The 22,042-nt window shown below is 73.0% G+C and carries 19 protein-coding genes; 10 read left to right on the top strand and 9 right to left on the bottom strand.

Annotated elements, in window-relative coordinates:
* Positions 1-140: 140 nt before the first annotated feature.
* Positions 141-2,177 carry a glycosyl hydrolase family 28-related protein gene (locus tag ACFYPM_RS13655; protein ID WP_387195409.1) on the bottom strand — a complete coding sequence of 679 codons (2,037 nt, stop codon included), beginning with the start codon at positions 2,175-2,177 and terminating at the stop codon, positions 141-143.
* A gap of 227 nt (positions 2,178-2,404) precedes the next feature.
* On the opposite strand from ACFYPM_RS13655, the gene ACFYPM_RS13650 reads away from it, so the two are divergent.
* The gene (locus ACFYPM_RS13650; RefSeq protein WP_387195406.1) at positions 2,405-3,502 is read left to right on the top strand and encodes an NYN domain-containing protein; all 1,098 of its coding nucleotides are present in this window, start codon (positions 2,405-2,407) and stop codon (positions 3,500-3,502) included.
* 109 nt (positions 3,503-3,611) lie between these two features.
* Positions 3,612-6,272, top strand: coding sequence for an AAA family ATPase (locus ACFYPM_RS13645; RefSeq protein ID WP_387195402.1), 2,661 nt, complete (start codon positions 3,612-3,614; stop codon positions 6,270-6,272).
* Positions 6,273-6,340: 68 nt separating this feature from the next.
* Here ACFYPM_RS13645 and ACFYPM_RS13640 read toward each other — a convergent pair whose 3' ends face one another.
* Positions 6,341-7,294 carry a hypothetical protein gene (locus tag ACFYPM_RS13640; protein WP_387195399.1) on the bottom strand — a complete coding sequence of 318 codons (954 nt, stop codon included), beginning with the start codon at positions 7,292-7,294 and terminating at the stop codon, positions 6,341-6,343.
* On the opposite strand from ACFYPM_RS13640, the gene ACFYPM_RS13635 reads away from it, so the two are divergent.
* The 3 genes from ACFYPM_RS13635 (at position 7,278) to ACFYPM_RS13625 (ending at position 9,236) form a co-directional block, all read left to right on the top strand.
* The gene (locus ACFYPM_RS13635; RefSeq protein ID WP_387195396.1) at positions 7,278-8,366 is read left to right on the top strand and encodes a hypothetical protein; all 1,089 of its coding nucleotides are present in this window, start codon (positions 7,278-7,280) and stop codon (positions 8,364-8,366) included. The two genes, ACFYPM_RS13640 and ACFYPM_RS13635, sit on opposite strands and share 17 nt — an antisense overlap.
* Before the next feature lie 157 nt (positions 8,367-8,523).
* On the top strand, positions 8,524-8,745 hold the full coding sequence (locus tag ACFYPM_RS13630) for a hypothetical protein (protein WP_030335934.1): 222 nt from the start codon (positions 8,524-8,526) through the stop codon (positions 8,743-8,745).
* 311 nt (positions 8,746-9,056) lie between these two features.
* Positions 9,057-9,236 carry a hypothetical protein gene (locus tag ACFYPM_RS13625; protein ID WP_387195393.1) on the top strand — a complete coding sequence of 60 codons (180 nt, stop codon included), beginning with the start codon at positions 9,057-9,059 and terminating at the stop codon, positions 9,234-9,236.
* Between the two features lie 130 nt (positions 9,237-9,366).
* On the opposite strand, the gene ACFYPM_RS13620 is transcribed toward ACFYPM_RS13625, so the two are convergent.
* The 3 genes from ACFYPM_RS13620 to ACFYPM_RS13610 all read right to left on the bottom strand — a co-directional run bounded on the left by ACFYPM_RS13620 (position 9,367) and on the right by ACFYPM_RS13610 (position 12,458).
* Positions 9,367-10,428, bottom strand: a complete 1,062-nt coding sequence (locus tag ACFYPM_RS13620; protein ID WP_387195391.1) for a Gfo/Idh/MocA family oxidoreductase — start codon at positions 10,426-10,428, stop codon at positions 9,367-9,369.
* An 87-nt stretch (positions 10,429-10,515) separates the two neighbouring features.
* Complete coding sequence (locus ACFYPM_RS13615; protein WP_387195388.1) at positions 10,516-11,181, bottom strand: response regulator; 666 nt, start codon at positions 11,179-11,181, stop codon at positions 10,516-10,518.
* The gene (locus ACFYPM_RS13610; protein ID WP_387195385.1) at positions 11,169-12,458 is read right to left on the bottom strand and encodes a histidine kinase; all 1,290 of its coding nucleotides are present in this window, start codon (positions 12,456-12,458) and stop codon (positions 11,169-11,171) included. The genes ACFYPM_RS13615 and ACFYPM_RS13610 overlap by 13 nt, the downstream gene beginning before the upstream one ends.
* Before the next feature lie 154 nt (positions 12,459-12,612).
* Between ACFYPM_RS13610 and ACFYPM_RS13605 the strand changes: the two genes are divergently transcribed.
* The 3 genes from ACFYPM_RS13605 (at position 12,613) to ACFYPM_RS13595 (ending at position 15,772) form a co-directional block, all read left to right on the top strand.
* Positions 12,613-13,308 (top strand): SDR family NAD(P)-dependent oxidoreductase, encoded by a 696-nt coding sequence (locus tag ACFYPM_RS13605; protein ID WP_387195382.1) that lies wholly within the window; start codon positions 12,613-12,615, stop codon positions 13,306-13,308.
* Positions 13,302-14,936, top strand: coding sequence for an MFS transporter (locus ACFYPM_RS13600; RefSeq protein ID WP_387195379.1), 1,635 nt, complete (start codon positions 13,302-13,304; stop codon positions 14,934-14,936). Before ACFYPM_RS13605 ends, ACFYPM_RS13600 begins: the two co-directional genes overlap by 7 nt.
* Before the next feature lie 68 nt (positions 14,937-15,004).
* Complete coding sequence (locus ACFYPM_RS13595) at positions 15,005-15,772, top strand: TetR/AcrR family transcriptional regulator (protein WP_387195377.1); 768 nt, start codon at positions 15,005-15,007, stop codon at positions 15,770-15,772.
* Here the strand turns inward: ACFYPM_RS13595 and ACFYPM_RS13590 are convergent.
* Entirely contained in the window at positions 15,769-16,617 is an 849-nt protein-coding gene (locus tag ACFYPM_RS13590) for a helix-turn-helix domain-containing protein (RefSeq protein ID WP_387195374.1), read from the bottom strand. The genes ACFYPM_RS13595 and ACFYPM_RS13590 overlap by 4 nt on opposite strands.
* A gap of 132 nt (positions 16,618-16,749) precedes the next feature.
* On the opposite strand from ACFYPM_RS13590, the gene ACFYPM_RS13585 reads away from it, so the two are divergent.
* Positions 16,750-17,673, top strand: coding sequence for an SDR family NAD(P)-dependent oxidoreductase (locus ACFYPM_RS13585; protein ID WP_387195371.1), 924 nt, complete (start codon positions 16,750-16,752; stop codon positions 17,671-17,673).
* Between the two features lie 8 nt (positions 17,674-17,681).
* Positions 17,682-19,853 carry a hypothetical protein gene (locus ACFYPM_RS13580; RefSeq protein ID WP_387195368.1) on the top strand — a complete coding sequence of 724 codons (2,172 nt, stop codon included), beginning with the start codon at positions 17,682-17,684 and terminating at the stop codon, positions 19,851-19,853.
* Positions 19,854-19,870: 17 nt separating this feature from the next.
* Here ACFYPM_RS13580 and ACFYPM_RS13575 read toward each other — a convergent pair whose 3' ends face one another.
* The 3 genes from ACFYPM_RS13575 to ACFYPM_RS13565 all read right to left on the bottom strand — a co-directional run bounded on the left by ACFYPM_RS13575 (position 19,871) and on the right by ACFYPM_RS13565 (position 21,930).
* The gene (locus ACFYPM_RS13575) at positions 19,871-20,266 is read right to left on the bottom strand and encodes a hypothetical protein (RefSeq protein WP_387195365.1); all 396 of its coding nucleotides are present in this window, start codon (positions 20,264-20,266) and stop codon (positions 19,871-19,873) included.
* Positions 20,263-20,712 (bottom strand): hypothetical protein, encoded by a 450-nt coding sequence (locus tag ACFYPM_RS13570; RefSeq protein WP_387195362.1) that lies wholly within the window; start codon positions 20,710-20,712, stop codon positions 20,263-20,265. Before ACFYPM_RS13570 ends, ACFYPM_RS13575 begins: the two co-directional genes overlap by 4 nt.
* Before the next feature lie 339 nt (positions 20,713-21,051).
* On the bottom strand, positions 21,052-21,930 hold the full coding sequence (locus ACFYPM_RS13565) for an alpha/beta fold hydrolase (protein WP_387195359.1): 879 nt from the start codon (positions 21,928-21,930) through the stop codon (positions 21,052-21,054).
* Positions 21,931-22,042: the final 112 nt, after the last annotated feature.

The raw sequence follows: 22,042 nt of genomic DNA, 5'->3' as shown, positions 1-22,042 counted from the left end.
TGATCTCGCGGTGCTGCTCGGCGTCAATGCCGACGGACCGGATGTCGGTGGCGTGGGGGGGGGGGGGGGGGGCGGGGGGGGCGGGGGGGGGGGGGGGGGGGGGGGCCGCCCCCCCCCCCCCCCCCCCCCCCCCACCGCGTTCACCACTGTGCCGGAGGCGGGGGCGGCGACACGGGCGGCCGGTCGTCGCAGGTGATCGTGTTGGGCAGCAGCCACGGCGCGAGCCACCCGCCGTCGTTGCCGCCGAGGTCGGTCAGTGTGAACTCCGAACCGGCCGGAGTGAAGTGGAACGAACCGCAGTTGTTGACAGCCACCGCGCCCACGTGGCGGGCGTCCACGTTGGCGAACGAGGCGGACCCCGCCGCGCGGGCGCTGACCACCGAGGTGCCGGTGCCGTCGACCCGGATGTCCCGGAACCGCACGTTGGAGATCGAGTAGAGGTCCTTCACCGGCCAGTCGCTCACCAACATGATCGCGTTGTAGGTGCTGTCGAGGTACGCGTCGCCGGTCACCTCGATGGCCGCGTCGATGCTGCGGTCCAGGGCGAAGAACCAGATGGCGCCCAGCCCGATGTTCCAGTTCAGGTCGTACGTGCCGGCGCGGGCGGTGGTGTTGTCGCTGATCCGCAGGTGCCCGGTGAAGGGCTCCGCGCCGAAGCGGGCGCCGACGTGGATGCCGCTGCCCTCGCGGACCGGGTCGGCGACGAGGTTGTGCGAGACGGTGGTGTCCGTACCGCCGTAGATGGCGATGCCGTTGGCCAGGGTCGGTGACTGCACGGTGTTGTGATCGAACGTGTTGCGCGCGTTCGCCGTCTTCTCCGACCACATCGCCAGACCGTCGTCGCCGGTGTTGCGCACGAAGTTGTGCGCCACGAGGGAGTCGGTCACGCCGGTGTGGAAGTTGAGCGCGTCGGCGATCTGGTCGACGACGATGTTGTTGGTGACGCGGACGTTGCGCATCGGTCCGTCGAACCACAGGCCGGCCTTGGTGTGGCGTAGGTAGAGCCCGTCGATCGTGGAGTCGCTCATCGCCCCACCGATCGCGTTGACCTGGTCGGTGTCGATGCGCTCCCGGACGTCTCCCTCGATGGTGAAGCCGGAGAGGTGGACGTTGCGGCTGCCGCCGTCGGCGGCGTCACGGCCGTAGAACCCGACGCCGGTGTGCACCGAGCCGTCCGGCGCGGGGGTCGGCAGGGCAACCTCGCGGCCCTTGATGATGGTGTGCCAGTTGCCGGCGCCCTCGATGGTCACGTCGTCGACGATGATGTGCCGGTTGACCTGGTAGGTGCCCGGCGGGAGGTACACCTTGAGGTGGGCGCGCCGGGCGAAGGCGATGGCCCGGTCGATGGCGTCGGCGGAGTCCCGTCGGCCGGTGGGGTCGGCGCCGAAGGCGAGCACGTTCGCCGCGAGCAGCCGGACGCGCGGCGGCGCGACCAACTCGGAGTCGAGCAGGTCGATGACGGTCCAGGCGGCGGCGCTGCCGGTCGGCGCGGTCAGGCGGATCCGGTCGCCGGCCCGGTAGGTGCGTCCGAGCAGCAGGCGCTGCTCGTCGTAGAAGTGGGTGGGCCGAAACGGCTTGTCGATGACCGGGGCCGGGGTGGTGGCCGCCGGCACGCACTGGCACTCGGTGATCCACCAGTCCGGGTGCAGCAGCCCGGCCTGGGGGTCGTTGGTGAACGGGTACTGGTTGTAGAGCCACGAGTACTGCGAGGTCAGCGTCATGGTGCGCGCGTGCTTGCCGTTGACCGCGACGCGCAGCCCAGCGGTGATCCCACCGCCGGACGGCGCGTCCGGAATGCTGTACCGCACGCTTATCGCGTTCGCCGCGCTGGGCAGGACGAACTCCACGTACTCACCGGGGGTGAGCCGGACCGCCCGGCGACCGGAGGCCTCGGCGGGCAGCGTGTAGGCCGACCGGTCGGGGCCGATGATCTCGCCGTTGGTGCGCGCGTTCTCCGCCTCCTGTTCGAGGAAGTCGACGTCGGCGCCGCGCCCGGCCACGAGTGCCGGGTCGAGGGCGGCGCGGGTGACCACCGGCCGCGCGCCGGCGGGCGCGGATGGAGCGGCGACGGCCACGCTGGGCACGGCGACGAGCACGGCGAGGCCGGCCGCGAGCGCCACGGCGGTGCCGGCAGGCCGGCCGGGTCGTCCCCGGGCCGGCTTGAGGCTGCGAATCATCGGTGACCCTCCTGGGTGGGTGGTGGTGGTGGTGGAGGTCCGCCCGGCGCTTCCCCCGACGCCCGACATTGATCGTCATGATGCAGCACCGACCAACACACTGCAAGACGACAATCAAAGAACGAAAATAGACGACCATTAAACCGCAAGAAATGGACGATCGGTGAGTTGAGGTGTCGCGCCTCGCCTGCGCCCCGACCGCCCACGGCCGGCGTACGCTGGGCCGCGTGGATCAAGAAGACCGGATCGCCCTGTTCCTCGACTACGAGAACCTCGCGTTGGGGGCGCGTGATCACCGTGGCGGCGCGGAGTTCGACTTCCGGCCGATCGCCGACGCGCTCGCCGAACGGGGTCGGGTGGTGGTCCGCCGCGCGTACGCCGACTGGTCCTACTTCGACGAGGACCGCCGGATGCTCACCCGGTCCCACGTCGAGCTGATCGAGATCCCGCAGCGGATGGGCGCGTCCCGCAAGAACGCCGCCGACATCAAGATGGCTGTCGACGCGATCGAGTTGGCGTTCGAGCGCGACTACATCTCCACGTTCGTGATCTGCAGTGGCGACAGCGACTTCACCCCCCTGGTGCACAAGCTTCGCGAGTTGAACAAGCGGGTCATCGGCGTGGGGGTCGAGGGGTCGACGTCGGCGCTGCTTCCGCCGGCGTGCGACGAGTTCCTCTACTACGACCGGCTGGAGGGCGTGGACATCCCGCCGACCCGCAGCCGGCGCGGTCGCCCGGCCCGGCCGGCCGGCACGGACCAGCGCCCGCCCGAGCCGGAGTTGGAGCGCGAGCCGGAGCCGGAGGTGAGCCGCCGGCCCGCCGGTGAGGAGCCCGGACGCGACGTCGACGCGCTCGCCGTGCTCGTCGCCCAGACGGTGGCCGGGTTGCAGGGCAGCGCCAACGGTGAGGTCACCGCGTCCCGACTCAAGCGCACCCTGCTGCGCAAGGACCCGACGTTCAGCGAGTCTGACTACGGTTTCCGCACCTTCGGGGAACTGCTGCGGCACCTCGCCGAGCACACGGTGATCGAGCTGGCCGAGGGTCCCGCCAAGGGTGACCCCGAGGTCTCGTTGCCCGAGCACGGCGACCGCGAGGTGGCGTTCGGCCTGCTGCGTGGCGTGGTGGCGGAGCTGGGCAGCAGCGGTAACCCGGTGGCGCTGTCCGGCTTGAAGAACCAACTGCGGCGGGCCCGGCCCGACTTCAGTGAGAAGAAGCTCGGCTACCGCAGCTTCCTGCAGTTCTGCAAGGCGGCGGCCACCAGCGGCGCGGTCGACCTGCGGTGGAGCCCCGAAGCCGACGACTACCTGCTGACCACCCAGGGCTGAGCCCCGCGCCCGGCGCGTCCGGCGTCGTATCGACCGCTGTCGAGCGGGAGTGCCGGAACTCCCCCTAGGGTGAGCGGTAGGGCTGCCCGAGGGCGAGGTGAGGGTCGTCATGCCGGGACGTGGCGAATGGACGCTCGTCGGCCGCGACGACGAGCTGAAAATCATCGAGGACGTCGTGTCGTCGCGGTTGCCGGGGCTGGTGCTGGTCGGTGACGCCGGGGTGGGAAAGACGCGGCTGCTGCGGGAGGCGCTCGCCCGCGCGGCCGAGGACGGCGTGGAGTGTCACTGGGTCTCCGCCACCGGAGCGGCCCGGTCGATTCCATTCGGTGCGGTCTCGCACCTGATCCCCGCGCAGACCCGACCGCGTGCCGATCCGGTGGGGCTGGTCGTCACCGTCGAACGCGACTTCGCCCGGCGCGGCGGTGGCCGCCCGATCGTGATCGGCATCGACGACGCCCACCTGCTGGACGAACCCTCGGCCGGGCTGCTGCACCAACTCGCCGTGCACGGCCTGGCCGTGGCGGTGGCGACCGTCCGGGCGGGCCTCCCGCTCTCCGACGCGCTCACCTCGCTGTGGGCCGGTTCCGGCCGGCGACTGGACGTACGCCCGCTGCCGGCCACCGCGGTGGAGCACCTGCTCGACGAGGCCGCACCCGGTCCGCTCGACGCGATCAGCCGCCGCCGGCTGACCCGGCTCGCCGACGGCAACCCGCTGCTGCTGCGGGAGTTGCTGGCCGACGCCATGGACACCGGCGGGCTCCGCGAGTCGCGGGGGGTCTGGCGGTGGCGCGGCACCGCGTCGGGCAGCCCTCGGTTGGCCGAGCTGGTCAGTGCCCGGCTGCGGGCCCTGGAACCGGCCGCCCGGCAGGTGCTGGAGGTGGTCGCCTGCGGCGAACCGCTCTCCCTGGCGCTGCTGGAACGGTTCACCGACCCGGTCGCGATCGAGGCCGCCGAACGCAGCGGCATGGTGGTCGCGGAACGCTCCGGCGCCCGTACCGGGCTGCGCATGGCCCATCCCCTCTACGGGGAGGCGCTGCGCGCCAGCATGCCGGCCAGCCGGTCCCGCACCGTGTTCGGGCAACTCGCCGACGTGCTGGCCAGCATGCCCCTGCGCCGGCGGGACGACGCGCTGGTCGCCGGGGTGTGGCAACTCCGGTCCGGCAGCGTCCGGCATCCGGGCATCGCGCTGGCCGCCGCCCGGCAGGCGATCGACAGGTTCGACATCGACCTGGCCGAGCGGTTGGCCCGCACCGCGTACGACGCCGCGCCGGGCTGGGAGGCGCAGTGGCTGCTGGCCCGGGTGTTGCAGTACCAGGCGCGCAGCCAGGAGGCGCTCGACATGCTCCCGCCGGCCCCACCGCCGGGCAGCAAGCGCCTCGCCATCTGGGCGATCACCCGAGCCGGCCTGCTCTACTGGGGCCTGGACCGGATCGACGAGGCACACGAGACGCTGCGGATGGTGCCGGCGGGCTCGCCCGGCCACGACCTGGCCGAGGCCACCCGGTCGTGGGTGCTGTTCTACGACGGCCGGTGCGAGGCCGCGCTGTCCGTCGGCCAGGCCGTGCTGGCCCGCCCCGACACCGGCGTACGGGCGGCCAGTTGGGCGACCATGGGCGCGGCGTCGGCGGCCGGGATGCTCGGTCGGCTCGGGCTCGCCGCCGAGTTGGCGGAGCGGGGCCGGGCGGTGCTCGCCGCCGAACCCGAGCGGATGCCGTGGAACGAGGCGCAGGTCGGGCTGGGGCTCTGCTACGCCCGGTACGCTGCCGGCGAACTGGCCGGCGCCGCCGACCTGGCCGATCACGGCTACTCCGCGGCGGTGGCCAGCGACGCGCGGGGCATGGTCGCCGTGTGGGCCGGATTCCGGGGGATCGTCGCCAAGACCCAGGGCCGGCTCGACGCGGCCGAGGCGGACCTGCGGGAGGCCATCGCGCTCGTCGAGGAGAACGACCAGTACCACCTGGTGCGCACGTACTGGGCGGCGTTGGCGGGAGTCCGCGCGCTTGCCGGTGACCCGTCCGGCGCCCGCCGCTGGCTGGCCCTGGCGGACGCGCGGGAGCGCGCCGCGAACCGGATCTTCCACCCGTGGGTGGAGCTGGATCGCGCCTGGGTGCAGGTGGCCGAGGGTGATCTCACCGCGGCGATCCGTACCGCCCGCACCGCCGCCGACCTGGCCCGGGCCAGCGAGCAGCCGACAATCGAGGCGGTGGCGCTCTACGAGTGCGCGCGACTGGGCGCGCCCGAGTCGGTACGGGAGCGGTTGGGCGCTCTCGCCGACCGGCTCGGCGGGCTGGCGTCGACGCTCGCCAGCGCGGCCGACGGTCTGGTACGCGATGACGGGCCGGCACTGGAGACCGCCGCGGGTGACCTCGTCGCCCGTGGCCACACCCTGCTCGCCGCCGAGTTGCTCGGTGCCGCCGCCCGGGCGTACGCGCGGCGCGGCCGACCCCGGGTGGCGGTGGCGCAGCGGGCCGCGACGCTGGCCCGGGACTGCCGAGGGGTTCGGACGCCCCTGCTCACCGCGACCGCCGCGGGCACCGGGGAGGCGACGCTGACCCGCCGGGAGCGGGACGTGGCCCTGCTCGCGGTGACCCTGCCGAGTCGCGGCATCGCCGACCGGCTGGGGCTGTCGGTCAACACCGTCAACAACAACCTGGCCCGCGTCTTCACCAAACTCGGTGTGCGCAACCGCCGGGAGTTGGCCGTGGTGCTCGGCCACGACCGTCCGGGGGCGCTGGACAGGTCACCTGGCGCGATTCGTCCTCCACAGTAGGTAAGGGCGACTGATCTACCGGGTTACCGCACACCTGCCTACCGTGCGGTAACAACTACCGGCGCACCTCAGTCCCTGGAGGACGGCATGAGCCAACTGCACCCGGGTGGACCGCCAGGACCGCGACCCACAAGGTCGCCCCGCGTCCACAATGCTCTCTTCGCCGCCGGGGTGGCGGTGTCGGTGGCCGTGGTCACCGCACTTGTCGCCCCGGCTGCCGACGGCGCACCGGCCGCCCCCGCCGCCAGCGCGGAGCGGGCGTCGTACGACGCGCCGCCGTGCACCCGCGAGTTGGAGGGTACGACCTGGTTGCTCGACCCGTGCGTCAAGCCGGGCGGGAAACTTCCGGTGGAGGTCGAGGCGCGGCTGGCGCAGATCCGTACCCAGAAAGCGGCCGCCGCTGCCGACTGCCCGGACCCGACCGAAACGCCGTCGGCCTCGACCGCGCCGACCCGGGCGACCCGACCGCCTGTCACGGCGGAGCCGGTCGCGAAGCGTGCCCCCGCCGCGACCGCGACCGCACCCACCACGACGGGCTCACCCAGTTCAACGGTGTCACCCAGTTCGACGGGTTCGCCCAGCTCGACGGCGTCGCCCACCGGAACGCCCTGCCCCTCCGGCAGCGCGTCACCGACCGGTAGCGCGTCCCCGTCGGGTAGCTCCTCGCCGTCGGGGAGTGCGTCCCCGTCGGGCAGTGCGTCGCCCTCGGGCAGCTCTTCGCCGTCGGGCAGCGCGTCGCCGTCCGGCAGTTCCTCTCCGTCGGGCAGCGCGTCCCCCTCGGGCAGCGCGTCCCCCTCCGGCAGCGCGTCGCCGTCGGGTAGCTCCTCGCCGTCGGGGAGTGCGTCCCCGTCGGGCAGTTCCTCGCCGTCCGGTAGCGCGTCGCCGTCCGGGTCCGCGTCGCCCAGCGGCAGCGGCTCGCCGGAGCCCACCGACCCGCCCAACCCGACCGACCCGCCCACCGACCCCACCGGACCGCCGTCGCCGCCGCCGACCGGCTGCCCCAACGTGGCCGGCAACCCCACCCTGGTGGACGCGAACAAGGACCGGATCCGGTGCCGCGAGGTGCAGACGGTCACGGACGACACGGTGCTGACCCTGACCGGGGACTCGATCAGCTCCGCGCACCACCAGTTCGGTTTCGGGGTGGGTCCCGGCTGCCCGATGACCTCGTTCGACGGCCGCGGCATGCCCGGCAACAACGGCGTCTACAGCTACGGCCGGCGGTACTTCGATCTGGACACCAGCGTCGTCGACTACGACAACTACGCGCGCACCGGGTACGGCACCGGGGACATCATCGCCGGCCGCGCCGGCCCCGACGCGTGCGGAAACGCCTGGGGTCGGGTGGCCAGCCCGCTCGGACTCGCCACCGCGCGGATTGCGAAGGCCAAGGCGGACGGGCACCACGCGTACCACGCCACCACCGGCGGTGTGAACAACACCAACTGGAACACCGTGCTGATCCGGCTGGCCATGTGTCGCGCGCTGGAGTTCGCCGGGGAGAGCCTGAACCCCACCGGACTGTTCCGCTTCGAGTGGGCGGCGGTGGGCGGCAAGCAGGGCATCGTCACCAACGGTGGTGGCTGCAACTTCTGGATCGACCTGCCGGCCGGCGAGGACTACTACATCAACATCGGGGTGCCGCGTTACAACGGCCCGGCCCAGTACGCCGGCATCACCGCCGATGCCACCTTCATCGTCAACTCGTTGCTGGCCGCCGGCGCGGACAAGGTCGTCTGGATGCTGTACTACGACATCACGCCGGCCAACGTCGACATCGGCCAGTATTCCTGGGCGAAGCTTTCGTCGTTGCTGCCGACGGGGTTGCAGTCCTACCTGCCGGCGGCCCCGGTGTCGACGCTGCAACCGCTCATCGACCCGCTCTGGGTGGGCACGGTGCGGACAGTGATCAACGATCTCAACTGGGCGGTCCAGCTCGGCGTCCCGTTCGATCCGGCCGTGCGGGTGGCGTTCCCGCCGCCGTTCACGCCCGGTGACATTCAGATCACCGCCGAGGGTGGCTCGCCGCACCCCAGCCCGGCAGGACAGGACGCGTTGGCCGCCACCCTGGCCGGCGTGCTCAGCGACATGTGAACGCACCCTGAGTCATCGATCAGGACGGGGAGGACCTGCCGTTGCGGGTCCTCCTCGTCAACGCATAGGCCGAAATGCGCCGGAATTACGGCTATCGCCCTGGTATAAGCCCACCTGCGCCGTACCCTCGACGCAAAATTTGCTATACGGTCGGCGAATGAAGGTCGAGGAGCATTGGTGGAACGGAGACACGACCCCGCGCGGACGCCGGGACGTGTATATCCGTACTGACGGGCAGGGTTGGGAGGTCCGCGCCCAGATCGGTGGGGCGTCGGGTCGTGAGCGGGTGCAGCAGTGCCCAAGCCGGGCCTCGGCGGCCATCCTCGCCGATGCGTGGCGCGGCACCCACCCATCCTGGCGCGAGCTGAAGCAGCGCTGATCCGGCGCCGGGCCGGGCCGGCAACGCTCCTGGGTTCCCCGCCCGGTGCGCCCCCGGCCGGCCCGGCGCTCGGCTCGTCGGCCAGCCAGCGACGCGCTGCTCACCGCTTCTGGAGCAGGACCGAAGCGACGTGTGCCATCAGCGCCAGCGCCCAGTCAAGCTGTGGGCAGTCGTTGCGGCCTCTGCACTCGAAGCAGCCGCCCGCGCGCCACGGCCGGTCGAGAGCCCAAGGAGCGCCGCGTGCGGTCGGTGTTCCCGCCCTCCGGCCGGGTACACGGAGACCTGCCGGTCGTGCCCGATGGAGGTCGCCCATGTCGCAGAGTCCCGACGAGGAGAACCCCAGCCTCGACGAGGAGGTCCGGGAAGCCGAGCGTCGGCTCGGCAACCTCACCACCTCGTCGGACGACGCGCTGACCGACGACGACGCGCTGACCGACGACGACGCCCGAGCGCCGGACGAGGCCCGTTCCGAGCGGGACGCCGACCAGTAGATCCAGCCGACCAGTAGATCCACTCGGCTTCGGTGATGTCGGTGTGTCCGGGGCGGGCTGACACCCCGACATCACGAAAACCGAGTCGATCATCGACAGGGGGGCCGGGGGCCGGCGGCGATCGCCCCGGTCAGGCGGTCGGGATCGGCAGCACCACGCCCTCAGTCGCCGACCGGTGCGCCAGCTCGATCAACTCGACAGTGGCGACCGAGTCCCGAGGGTCCACCGGCATCGGCGTGCCGTCGCGCAGGGCCGCCGCCACCTGCGCGTAGAAACTCTGGTACGCGCCGGGCTCGGTCGGCACCGGCCGCAGGTTCCCGTCGACGCCGAGCAGGCCGTACCGCTCCGGCGGAACCTCGCCCCAACCTGGCTGACCCGGTCGGCCGCCCTCGTGCAGCGCCGCCTCCTGCACGTCCAGGCCGTACGACGTGTAGCCGGCCCGGTCGCCCAGCACGCGCAGCCGCGGCCCGAGCTGCGCGGTCACCGCGCCCATCCACAGGTGCGAGCGCACCCCGTTGGCATGGGTCAACGCCACGAAGGCGTCGTCGTCGACGGCCGCGCCCGCGCGGCGGCGGTCCACCTCCGCGTAGACGCGGTCGACCCGGCCGAACAGCTGCACCGCCTGGTCGACGAGGTGGGCGCCGAGGTCGAAGAGGGCGCCGCCGGCCTCCTCGGGACCGGCAAGCTCCCGCCAGCCCGGCTTGATCGTCGGACGGAACCGCTCGAACCGGGACTCGAAGCGCAGCACCCGCCCCAACTCGCCCTGCTCCACCAGCCGGCGGGCGGTCAGGAAGTCGCCATCCCAACGCCGGTTCTGAAAGACCGTCAGCGGCACCCCACGCTCGGTCGCCTCGTCGACGAGAGCACGGCCTTCCGCTCCGGTCGGGGCGAGGGGCTTGTCCACGACGACCGGCAGCCCGGCGGCCAGCGCCGCGCGGGCCATCGGCACGTGCAGCCGGTTCGGCGTCGCCACCACGACCAGGTCCAGAGCGTCCGGGGTACGCCACAGCTCGTCGGCGTCGTCGACCAGGCGGGCGTCCGGGAAGTGCTGCCGGGCCTGCTCGCGCCGCTGCGGATCGCGGGTCACGATCGCGTCCACCCGCAGCCCGGGGGTCGCGGCGATCAGCGGCGCGTGGAACACCCGACCCGCCAGCCCGTACCCCAGCAGACCGACCCGCAGCGCCTCCGTCATGCCGTACCCCCGTCTCGCCGGCCCGCGCCCTTCGCCGGCGGCGGTACCGCTCGCCGAATCTACGCCTCGCCCTCGGCCCCGCGCTGGTCAGCCCACCGGGTCGCTGCGCAGGTAGGTGAGCACCGCGAGCACCCGCCGGTTGGTGTCGTCGCTCGGCGGCAGGTCGAGCTTCAGCAGGATGTTGCCGACGTGCTTGCCGACCGCCGCCTCGCTGACGTGCAGTCGGCCGGCGATCGACGCGTTCGACCGGCCCTCGGCCAGCAGCGCCAGCACCTCGCGTTCCCGGGCGGAGAGCGCCGCGAGCGGATCACGCGGCCGGTGCAGCAGCTGTCGCACCACGTCCGGGTCGATGGCGGTGCCGCCGGCCGCGACCCGTCGCAGCGTGTCGACGAACTCGGTGACCTCGGCCACCCGGTCCTTGAGCAGGTAGCCCACCCGCTGACCGTCGCCGCTGTCCAGCAGCGCCGCCGCGTACCCGGTCTGCACGTACTGGCTGAGCACCACCACCGGCAGGTGGGGTCGCTCGGCGCGCAACGCGACGGCTGCCCGGAGCCCGTCGTCGTGCCGGCCCGGCGGCATCCGGATGTCGGTGAGCACCAGGTCCGGTGTGTGCTCGCGGGCCGCGCCCAGCAGGTCGGGCGCGGAGCCGACGGCGGCGCACACCTCGAACTCGAAGCGGGTCAGCAGCGCGACCAGGCCCTCGCGCAGCAGCACCTCGTCCTCCGCGAGGACCACTCGGGTCACCGACGACACGGCAGCTCCACCCGGACCAGGGTAGGCCCGCCGGGCGGGCTGGACAGCAGCAGCCGGCCGTCGACGGCGGCGACCCGGTCGGCGAGTCCGGTCAGGCCGGTGCCCCGGGTGGGGTCGGCGCCGCCCCGGCCGTCGTCGGTCACCTCGACGACGAGGTCCCCACCGGACCGGCCGAGGCGTACCTCGGCGTGGGTCGCCTGGGCGTGCCGGGCGACGTTGCCCAGCGCCTCGGACACCACGAAGTAGGCGGTCGTCTCGACGATCTCCGGCAACTCGCCGTGCAGGTCGGCGTGCACGGTGACCGGGATGGTGGCGACGTCGGCCAGCTCGCTGGCGGCGCCGGCCAGACCGAGGTCGGTGAGGCTCTGCGGGCGAATGCCGTGCACCAACTGTCGCAGCATCACCATCAGGCCCCGGGCCTGGTCGTGTGCCACGGCGAGGGGTCGGGCGGCGGGGGAGTCCTCGGGTACGTCCAACCGGGCCAGGCCCAGCTGAAGACTGAGGCTGGTCAGCCGTGGTTGCGCGCCGTCGTGCAGGTCGCGCTCGATCCGGCGGCGTTCCGCCTCGTACGCGCCGACCAGGCGGGTGCGCGACCGGGCGACCTCGCGCAGCGCCGTCGCGTCGACCGACCAGGCCAGCGCCCACCGGGTTACCTCTGCCTGGGCTGCGGCGACCAGACCGGCCGCGTAGCAGAGGACCGGCAGCAGCAACACCGCCACGATCGCGTACGGGATGGCTTCCCCGGTGCTCTCGATCGGCTGCCAGATGACGACCGGCTCGGCGTCGCCGGCCAGCCAGGGACTGGTGATCATCCCGAGGTCGAGCAGCACCAGCAGCAGAAACACCCAGTACACGACAGGCACGAACCCGCCCAGACAGAACAGGTACGCCACCTCGCGCCAGGCCCCGGCGCTGCGGTAGCGGGCGATGAGACCCGGCCACCGCGGCGCGGGCAGCGGGCGGTTGTCCACGAGCCGGAGCCGCCACCGCTCGATGACGGCCACCGGGAAGCTCACGATCGGCGCGACCGCCAGCAGGCTGAGGCTGCCGACCGCCAGGAACAGCAGCAGCGCGACGCCCGGCGGCCGACCGTGCAGCAGCAACCCGTTGGCGGCGGCCAGCAGCGGCGCGCCGATGACGAGCAGCCCGATGGTGAGCGTGCCCGCGATCGGCAGGGTGCTGATCAGGTACGCCAGCGCCCGCCAGGGCCAGGCGGAGATCAGCCAGTCGCGGCGACGCAGCGCCTCGGCCAGCCGAGTGGGGGGTTCCGTGGTCATGCCGCAAACGCTAATCGCGGACGACCGGGCGCCCCAGCCGTCCAGATCCCCTTTCCGAGGTAGGTCCAGCACTACCGACCCGTCGCGTGTGCGGCCTCCGGAAACGGGAAGAACGCGGCGTACGTGACCTGTTTCGGTCGGCGGCTGGAGAGAGATGGGTGCCAGGACCTTCGTGGTTGTCGGCGGTACCAGTGGCCTCGGCCTCGCGGTGGCCCGGCTGCTCGTCGACGAGCATCAGGTGGTGGTGTTCGGCAACGTGCCGGCCGAGGTCGCCGCCGCGACCGACGAACTGGGGTGCGACGGCGCGGTCTGCGACATCTCCTCCTACGAGCAGGTCCGCGACTCCTTCGCCGAGGTGGTCGAGCGCTACGGCACGATCGACGGGGTGGCGGCCTGCGCCTCGATGTGGGCGGGCGGCGAACTAAGGGACCTGTCGGTGGAGCACATCCGCCGAGCTGTGGAGATCAACGTGCTGGGCCTCACGTACCTGCTGCGGGAGGTGGTGGGGCACCTGCACCGGCAGGGCCACGGGAATGTCGTGTACATCGGCGCACTGGCGCTGGCGGCCCCCCGGCCCGGCATCCCCGTCTACCGGGCCACCAAGAGCTACGGGAACAGCCTCGTCGACTCGCTGGCCGAGGCGCAGCACAGCAACCGGGTCAAGGTGATGCAGTTGCACCCCGGGCCGATGCCGACGCGGTTGCAGGAACGGGTGGGTGCCGAGTTCCTCGACGAGGTGTACGCCTTGCCGGAACAGGTCGCCACCGAGGTCGTCCGGTTGCTACTGCTCGCACCCGACGATCTCTACGTGTCCGGTGAGCGCGTGCTGCGCGCGGACGGGCGGTGGTGACGGCCGGAGCCGGACCCGACGAACGTCCGGCGTCGGCCTGGGCGCCGCTGCGGACCGCGGTCTACCGCAATTTGTGGTTGGCCCTGCTCGCCGCCAACATCGGCACCTGGATGCAGACGGTCGGCGCCCAGTGGCTGCTGATCCACCACTCCAACGCGTCCACTCTCGTCGCGCTGGTCCAGACCGCCAGCCTGCTGCCGGTGCTGCTGCTGGCGTTGCCCGCCGGGGTGCTGGCCGACAACTTCGACCGCCGGCACCTGCTGATCGCCGTGCAGCTGTTCCTGGTCGCGGTGGCGGTGACGTTGACGCTGCTCACCCTGACCGACCGGATGCCGCCGGCGTTGCTGCTCACCCTCACCTTCGCGTTCGGGGTCGGGCAGGCGTTGACCCTGCCGGCCTGGGCGGCGGTGATCCCGGAGTTGGTGCCGTCCGACCAGCTCCGGTCGGCGTCCGCGCTCGGTTCGATAAGCGTGAACGTGGCGAGGGCCGTCGGGCCCGCGGTGGCCGGCGTGCTGATCGCCCGTACCGGCGTCGCCCCGGTCTTCGGCATCAACGCGGTCGCCTTCGGAATCTTCGCGTACGCGCTGTGGCGCTGGCGGCCCCGCAACGCCCGCGCGGTCGAGGTGCCCGAGCGGTTCACGGCCGCCCTGCGCGCCGGCAGTCGGTACGTACGCCACTCGCCGACCGTGCGCCGGCTCCTGCGTCGTGCGCTGGTCTTCGTGGTCCCGGCCAGCGCGCTGTGGGCGTTGCTGCCGCTGGTGGCCGCCCGGCGGCTGGGGTTGGGTTCCGGCGGGTACGGGCTGCTGCTGGCGGCTCTCGGCGTGGGCGCCATCACCGGCGGCGTGCTGCTGGCGATTATCCGCACCCGGCTGTCGGCCAACCAGCTTCTGCTGATCGCCGGCGTGCTGTTCACCGTGGCGTTGACAGTGGTCGGCACCGTGCGGGTGGTACCCCTGGTGCTCCTCGCCCTGCTGCCCGCCGGGATGGCCTGGGTGACGGTGCTGGCCAACGTCAACGCCGAGATGCAGCTCTTCCTGCCCAGCTGGGTACGGGCCCGCGGCCTGGCCGTCTACCAGGTGTGTTTCGCCGGTGGGCAGGCGGTTGGCGCGCTGATCTGGGGACTGGTGGCCGACATGGCCGGGCTGGACCCCGCCTATCTCGCGGCGGCGGCGCTGATGCTCGTCGGCACCGCGACCAGCCGGCTCTGGCCGTTGCCGGACCTGCGGTCGGTCGACCGTGAGCCGGCGGCCTACTGGCCGCAACTGCACCTGGCGCGGGAACCGGACCCGGCGGTGGGGCCGGTGCTGGTGACGGTGCAGTACACCGTCCGGCCGGAGCGGGCCGGGTCGTTCCTCGCGGCGATGGACCAGGTGCGCGGGGCGCGGCAGCGGACCGGCGCGATGCGGTGGGGACTGTTCCGGCCGGCCGAGACGACGGACCGGTTCGTCGAGGTCTACCTGGTGCCGTCCTGGGACGAACACCTGCGTCAGCACGGCGGTCGGTTGACCGGCGAGGATCGCGCGGCCGAGGAACGGGCCCGGGAGTTGACCGACGACGAACCGGAGGTGCGGCACCTCGTGCCCGCCGCCGCCGGCCCGACGTTGTCCGACGACCGCGAAGAGCTGTGATTCTCGGCCAGAGGTCGGGCCGGCGGCCGGCGTACGGCGTACGTCGGCGTTGTTAGGATGGCCGGACCATGGCGAGTGAACGCAAGGCGACCGCGGACCCGGCCCGCAGCCTGGCCATCCTCTGGCGCACCCGGGAGCCGACGAGCCGCAGCGCCGGCCCGGGGCTCAGCGTCGACCGGATCGTCCGGGCCGCGATCGACATCGCCGACACCGAGGGCCTCGACGCGTTGACCATGCGCCGGGTCGGCGAGGCGTTGGGCGTCGGCACCATGTCGGTCTACACCTACGTGCCGGGCAAGGCCGAACTCGTCGCCGTCATGATCGACACCGCGTACGGCGAGATGCCGCGCCCCGCCGCCGAGGGGGACTGGCGGGCCCGGCTGGAGCGGGTCGCCCGCGACAATCTCGCGCTTTACCAGCGGCATCCGTGGATGCTGCCGGCCGAGACGACCCGGCCCGTGCTCGGCCCCCACCTGATAGCGAAATACGACCGCGAGCTGAGCACCGTCGCCGACATCGGGCTCACCGACGTCGAGATGGACGCGGTGCTCACGCTCGTCCTCGGGCATGTGAAGACGTCCGCCCGCGCCGCCTCCGAGGTGGTCGACCTGGAGCGGGAGACCGGCATGACCGACGGCCAGTGGTGGCAGTCGCACGCGCCCTGGCTGGAGACGTTCCTGACGGCCGGGGCGTACCCGACCGCCTCCCGGGTCGGCACCGCGGCCGGCCAGCAGCACGGTGCCGCCTACGGCCCGGAGTACGCCTTCGAGTTCGGCCTGCAACGCGTCCTCGACGGGATCTCGGTGGTGGTCGCCGAACGGGCCACCGCCGGCTAGGGCGTGGACCCAGCCGGGCCGGTCGCCCCGCCCACCGCGTGCCGGGCCAGCCGGGCGAGCGCGCGCGCCGACGGGCTGCCCGGCTCGGCGTGGTAGACGACGAGCGACTGGCTCGTGCCGGCGATCGTGAGCTTCTCGTAGCGCAGTTCCAGCTCACCCACCCGGGGATGACGGAACACCCGGACCCCGCCACCGGCGCGGGCGGCCACGTCGTGCCGGGCCCACAGCCGCCGGAACCGTTCACTGCCGGCGGACAGCTCCTCGACCAGGTCGGTGAGCCGGGGGTCGTCGACCTCGGCGCCCACCTGCGCGCGCAGGCCGGCCACCGCGTTGGCCGCGACCGCCTCCGAGGCGGGGTAGAGCGACGGCACGACCGGGTCCAGGAAGACCGCGCGCAGCAGGTTCACGCCGACCGCGTAGATCGGCGCCAGCGCGGTCGCCACCGGGTTGGCGAAGAGGACGTCCAGGTGTCGGCCGTGCACCAGGGCGGGGGTCTGCGTCCACGAACCGACCAACTGTCGGATTCCCACCGGTACGCGTTCCGGCCGTCGCGCCGGGCGGCGGGTCGACGTCTGCTCACCCAGCCGGCGCAGGTGCGTCGTGGCCGCCGCGTCCAGCCGTAACGCCCGGGCCAGCGCGTCGAGCACCTGCGTCGACGGGTGCCGGTCCCGCCCCTGCTCCAGCCGCAGGTAGTAGTCGGCGCTGATCCCGGCCAACAGCGCCAACTCCTCGCGCCGCAGGCCGGGCACCCGTCGACGGCCGTGCGCGGGCAGCCCGACGTCGCCCGGTCTGATCAGCTCGCGCCGGGCACGCAGGTACTCGCCGAGCGGACCGGCCGTGCGCACCAACCCATCCTAGGAGCGGCCGACGGCCGCCCATCCTGGTCCTGCCACTACCAGGAAAACCAGGAACCCGGCTAGCGCCGGCCGCCGGGGTGACAGTTTGTGGCGTAGGCGTCAACGAGAGATGGGACAGAGATGAGCGAGCGAATCACGACACCGTTCGGCTTCGCCTCGACAGCCGACGAGGTCCTCGCCGGAGTCGACCTGAGCGGCAAACGGGCCCTCATCACCGGAGGCGCCGCCGGCATCGGCGTCGAGACCGCCCGCTCGCTGGCCGCCGCCGGTGCCGAGGTGGTGCTCGCGGTACGTCGGGTCAGCGCCGGCCAGCAGGCCGCGGCCGACATCGCGGCCGGCCTCGGCGCGGAGCGGGTCACCGTCCGCGAGCTGGACCTGGCCAACCAGGATTCGGTACGCCGGTTCGTCGCCGGTTGGGACCAGCCGCTGCACATCCTGGTCAACAACGCCGGGATCATGGCGCTGCCCGAGTTGGAGCGCACCGCCGAGGGCTGGGAGATGCAGTTCGCCACCAACTTCATGGGGCACTACGCGTTGACCGTCGGCCTGCACGACGCGCTCGTCGCCGCCGGTGGCGCCCGGGTCGTGTCGGTCAGCTCCAGTGGCAACCTCTTCTCCCCGGTGATCTTCGACGATCTGCACTTCGCGTTCCGGCCGTACGACCCGCTGCTGGCCTACGGGCAGTCCAAGAGCGCCGAGGCCCTGCTCGCCGTCGAGGCGACCCGCCGCTGGTCCGGCGAGGGCATCTACGCCAACGCGCTCAACCCGGGTGCGATCGCCACCGGACTGCAGAAGCACACCGGCGGGCTCAGGTCGCCGAAGGAGATGCACAAGACCCCGCAGCAGGGCGCCGCGACCTCGGCGTTGCTCGCCGCGTCCCCGCTGCTCGACGGCGTCGGCGGTCGCTACTTCGAGGACTGCGCCGAGGCCCCGGTCGTCACCGAGCGGCCCGCCGACTACACCGGGGTGGCGGCGTACGCGGTCGATCCGGGCAACGCGCGGCGGCTCTGGGACGTGGCGGCCGAGCTGGTCGCGGCCGGGTAGCCGCCCCGATGCCGCAGAGGCCAGCCCGGCACGGCGACCAGCCGCGACACGACGACGTGGTGGAGTTGCGGGTGCACGGCGTGTCGGGGGCACGACCCTCGGTGGTGCTGCACGCGGCGAGGGTGCGGCAGGTCGCGGGCGACGACAGCGGGGGCTTCCACCGCCGCGCCGGATCCGACGACACCGACCCGGACGGGCTGACGCTGGAGGCGTACCGCTGGGGTGACCTGCCCTCGGGCACCGTGGCTCGGACCCTCTCCATGGTCTTCCTGCTGCCGTTCATGCTCAGCAACCTGGCGGTGTGGATGCGGCCCGCCGGCCACGCCGCCGCCGGGGTCACCGTCCTGTGCCGGCTCCTCGCGCTCAACCTCACAGTGGTGTACGTGGTGTCCATCGCCGGGGTCGCCCTCGACCTGCTCGCGTGGAGGTGTCTCGGCGCGGTTCACTGCCGGGCGCCCTTCGACACGCTGGCCGGCTTCGACGGTCGACACGCCGGGCAGCGGCTGGCCGTGCTGGCGCTGCTGCCGATCGCCGCGGTCGCGCTCCTACGGCTGCTCGGAACCCGCCGGTCCCGCCCATCCGGCAACCCCCTGTGGGCGGTGGAGCCGCTGGTGGGGCGGCTGCGGGCGATCCACGTCGCCGCCGCGCTCGCCGTACTCGATGTGCTGTTGCTCGTGGCCCGTCGCGCGGGCGGCGCGACTCCCGCGACGACGCTGCTGCTGACGCTCAGCGCGGCGGTCCTGCTGGTCTGCGTCGGTCTGCTCGCCGCGCCGGGGCTGGTCGACCGTGCGGCGACCGCGCGGATGTCCACCTGGGTCGCCCGCGCGGTGGGCGTGGTGGCGGCCGGGCTGACCGTGGCGACCCTCGTCGCCGTCGCGCGCGACGAGCGGGACTGGCCGTCGTCGACCGCGCTCCCCGGCTACGGCGCGATCACCGGCGCGGCGCTGCTCGGCCAGATGGTGCTGCTGGTGCTGCTCTGCGGGCTGGTGCTGGGGCATCTCGGTCGCGTCCGGAACCGGGCGGCCCTGCCGCGGGGACTGGGCGCGACGGTCATCGCGGCCATCGCGGTCGGCCTGACCGGTGCGCTCTCCGCCGGCCTCGTCTACCAGACGGGGCTTCTGCTCGGCGGCTATCGCGGTGACGGTGAGCCGCCGCTGCCGTACCGCTGGACGATCCTGGCGGTGTTTCTGCACGTGGTCGCGGCGGTGCTGGCGTGCGGCGCACTGACCCTGCTGTCCCGGCGTCGTCGGCGCCGTGCGGCGGCGGACATCACCGCCCGCGACTTTCCCGCGCCACCGCCGGAGGCGACCGGGCGACTGCGGGAGGTCACCGCAGCCGTGGCCCGGGCGCGGTTCACCGAGTGGCTGGGCCGGCTGGCCACCGCGTACGCGGCGCTCGCGGTGATCGGGCTGGCCACGAGTCTGCTCGGGCAGTTCGGGCGGGAACCGGGCGAGGTGGCGTGGCAGGTTCTCGGGCTGCCGACCGGGTTCGTCGGGATGGCACTCACGGGGGGCACCTACCTCGTCACCGCGGTGGTCCTCGCCCTGCTGTCGGGCGGTGTGTTCGCCTACCGGACGGCCTGGTTCCGCCGGCACGTCGGGATCCTGTGGGACCTGGGCACCTTCTGGCCGCGGGCCGCCCACCCGTTCGCGCCCCCGAGCTACGCCGACCGTGCCGTGCCGGAGCTGGCCGACCGGATCACCTACCTGGCCGAGCGGCACGCCGGGGTGGTGCTCTGCGGGCACAGCCACGGCTCGGCGTTGCTTGCCCTCGCGGTGCTGCGGCTGCCTCCGCGAACCCGCCGACGGGTCGCGCTGCTCACCTACGGCTCCCCGCTGGACCGCCTCTACGCCCGGCTCTTTCCGGCGTACCTGAACGAGACCGTGCTGCGCGAGGTGGGGGAGCGGATCGGCTGGCGGTGGCTCAACCTCTGGCGCGACACCGACCCGGTCGGCGGCTGGATCTTCGCCGCGCACCGGCCCGGCGATCCGCCGACGGACGCCGCCGACCCGGCCGGGCGGGTCGACCGCAGGCTGCGCGACCCTCGAGACCTGCTGCCGTCACCGGGGAGGCGTCGAGGGCCACCGTTGCGCGGGCACCGCCCGGACGAGTCCGAGCCCGAGTTCCGGGCGGCACTGCGGGAACTCGCCGGCCGACTGCGCCTCCCGGACGGCGGTTGAGCCGCCGGCGCTGCCCGTCACTGCTCCTCGGACAGCCGCTCGGACTCCGCGACCACCGAGCGGATCTTGCGTAGCGTGGCGTCGGGGGCGTGCACAGCGGCACGCCATCGGTCGAGGGTGCGGGTCAGCACCCGGACGACGAACTGCAACTGGTTGACCTGCTCGCGCAGCAGCGCCAACTCCGACCGTGCGCTCACCGCATCGCTCTCCAACTCGGTGATCCGCATCTGTAGGGGTTGCACGAGCGTCAGGGCGGTCTCGGTGAGCGTGTCGGCGGCGTCGGCCTTGAACTTGCCCCGCTGGGCCACGACGGTGGCGATGGCGGCCAGGCCTGTCGTTCCGCCGAGGACGCCGAGCAGGCTGAGCAGCACCTGCACCCAGTGCGGCGCCTCGGGTGTCGATACCGAGATCACGTGACACCTCCCACGACCCGTCGGTGAGTCGCGCACTGGTGCCCGTAGGCCAGGCAGCGGAGGTCGACGGCGATCTGGGCGATCCGCCAGAAGGACCCCAGCGGCACCGCGCTGATCAACGACGCGGCGACGATGCCCTGCCGGCCCGCCACCGCCACCAGCGCCACCGCGTACATGCCGGTGATGGTGCCGAGCACCAGCACGGACGCGAACTCGATGCCGAGGCCGGTGGAGAGCCGACCGGGCCACAGGATGCCCAGCAGTCCGCCCACGCCCACGGCGATCAGAGCCACCTCCCAGCCGAGCTGGATGGGTTCCGGCATGGCCAGCTGAACCGACGGTGGTCGGACGTCGAGCATGAGTAGCAGGACCCCACAGACGGGGGTCGTGATCAGCGCTGCCACCTCGAACGGCTGGTGCTTGGCGCGGCTTCGCAGGTGACCCACAGCGACTCCTTGGTCGATGATCGTGCTCACCAGTCCGCGGCCGAGGCCGGTGCCGTGGGGTGGATCGCGACCGCGGGGGCGGCTCGTGCGGCGGAGCCCGAGGGCGACGGGGCGGGAGAACAATTGATTGCCGACTCGCCGCCGTTGGCTGCCGATATCTTCCTGTGTATCACCGCCGACCGGTTCGCGTCCACCTGCATGAAGTCGCATTTCCGCAGGTCAGGGCCATGTTCGGTACCGTAGGGCCGCCGGGGCGCGCAGCCGCGGTGGCCGCGCTCCCACGGTGGCGCAGAGTGTCGGAACCATTACCTTGGGTATCCATCCTTCGATGTCGGGCGGTCACCGCCCCAGCAGCGCGCGCAGCGCCCCGACCACCACCGCGGGGGCCTCCTCCGCCATGAAGTGCCCGCAGGTGACCGTCTGGTGGTCGAGGTCGGGCGCCCAGGCCCGCCACACTCCGGCCGCGTCGTAGCCGAGCGCCGCGCCCCAGTCCTGCTGGAGCACGGTCACCGGTATCCGCAGTTGGTTGCCCGCCACCCGGTCGGCGGTGTCGTGGGTGACGTCGATCCCGGCGGACGCCCGGTAGTCGGCCACGATCGAGGTGACCGCGTCGCGGGACGCGCGCAGGTAGGTGGCGCGTACCTCGGCCGGCAGGGCACCCGGGTCGCGGGTCCAGACGTCCAGGAAGTGGCCGAAGAAGGCGTCCGGGCTGGCCCCGATCAGCTTCTCGGGCAGTCCGGGCGGCTGCGCCATCAGGTACAGGTGGAAGGCGACCGCCGCGTTGACGCCGTGCAGCACGTCCCACATGTCCAGGGTGGGCAGCACGTCGAGCAGGGCGAGGTGGCTGATCGCCGCCGGGTGGTCGAGGCCGGCCCGGAACGCGACAAGGGCGCCCCGGTCGTGCCCGGCCAGGGCGAAGCGCTCGTGACCGAGCGCACCGGCCAGCGCCACCACGTCGGCGGCCATGGTCCGCTTGGCGTACGCCGTGCCGTCGGCGTCCACCGGCTTGTCGCTGTCGCCGTAGCCGCGCAGGTCGGGGCAGATGACCGTGTGGTCGGCGGCCAGGTCGGCCGCGACGTGCCGCCACATGAGGTGGGTCTGCGGAAAGCCGTGCAACAGCACGATCGGTGGCCCGGAGCCGCCCACGGCGGCGGTGAGCGTCACGCCGTCGGCGACGGTGACGCGCTGGTAGTCGAATCCGTTGATCCTCGGCTCCACGGGGAACCTTCCTGGTGAGCAGGGTCGGCTCGGGCGGTGACCCGTCGCCGTCGTACGGTGTCGAGCCTGCCCGGTGGTGATCAGCAGCCGGTCAGCGCCGCATCAGTGCCCG

Source organism: Micromonospora sp. NPDC005203 (assembly GCF_042872705.1).
In the GTDB taxonomy this organism is placed as follows: Bacteria; Actinomycetota; Actinomycetes; order Mycobacteriales; family Micromonosporaceae; genus Micromonospora.
The sequence above is the reverse complement of the archived record's forward strand: the minus strand, read 5'-3'. Positions and strand labels throughout refer to the sequence as shown.

What these genes read in the sequence shown, in the direction of transcription:
- ACFYPM_RS13655 (WP_387195409.1), bottom strand. Translation starts at nt 2,177, where the DNA reads ATGATTCGCAGCCTCAAGCCGGCCCGGGGACGACCCGGCCGGCCTGCC.
- ACFYPM_RS13645 (WP_387195402.1), top strand. Translation starts at nt 3,612, where the DNA reads ATGCCGGGACGTGGCGAATGGACGCTCGTCGGCCGCGACGACGAGCTG.
- ACFYPM_RS13595 (WP_387195377.1), top strand. Translation starts at nt 15,005, where the DNA reads ATGGCGAGTGAACGCAAGGCGACCGCGGACCCGGCCCGCAGCCTGGCC.
- ACFYPM_RS13585 (WP_387195371.1), top strand. Translation starts at nt 16,750, where the DNA reads ATGAGCGAGCGAATCACGACACCGTTCGGCTTCGCCTCGACAGCCGAC.
- ACFYPM_RS13605 (WP_387195382.1), top strand. Translation starts at nt 12,613, where the DNA reads ATGGGTGCCAGGACCTTCGTGGTTGTCGGCGGTACCAGTGGCCTCGGC.
- ACFYPM_RS13610 (WP_387195385.1), bottom strand. Translation starts at nt 12,458, where the DNA reads ATGACCACGGAACCCCCCACTCGGCTGGCCGAGGCGCTGCGTCGCCGC.
- ACFYPM_RS13625 (WP_387195393.1), top strand. Translation starts at nt 9,057, where the DNA reads ATGTCGCAGAGTCCCGACGAGGAGAACCCCAGCCTCGACGAGGAGGTC.
- ACFYPM_RS13580 (WP_387195368.1), top strand. Translation starts at nt 17,682, where the DNA reads ATGCCGCAGAGGCCAGCCCGGCACGGCGACCAGCCGCGACACGACGAC.
- ACFYPM_RS13630 (WP_030335934.1), top strand. Translation starts at nt 8,524, where the DNA reads ATGAAGGTCGAGGAGCATTGGTGGAACGGAGACACGACCCCGCGCGGA.
- ACFYPM_RS13620 (WP_387195391.1), bottom strand. Translation starts at nt 10,428, where the DNA reads ATGACGGAGGCGCTGCGGGTCGGTCTGCTGGGGTACGGGCTGGCGGGT.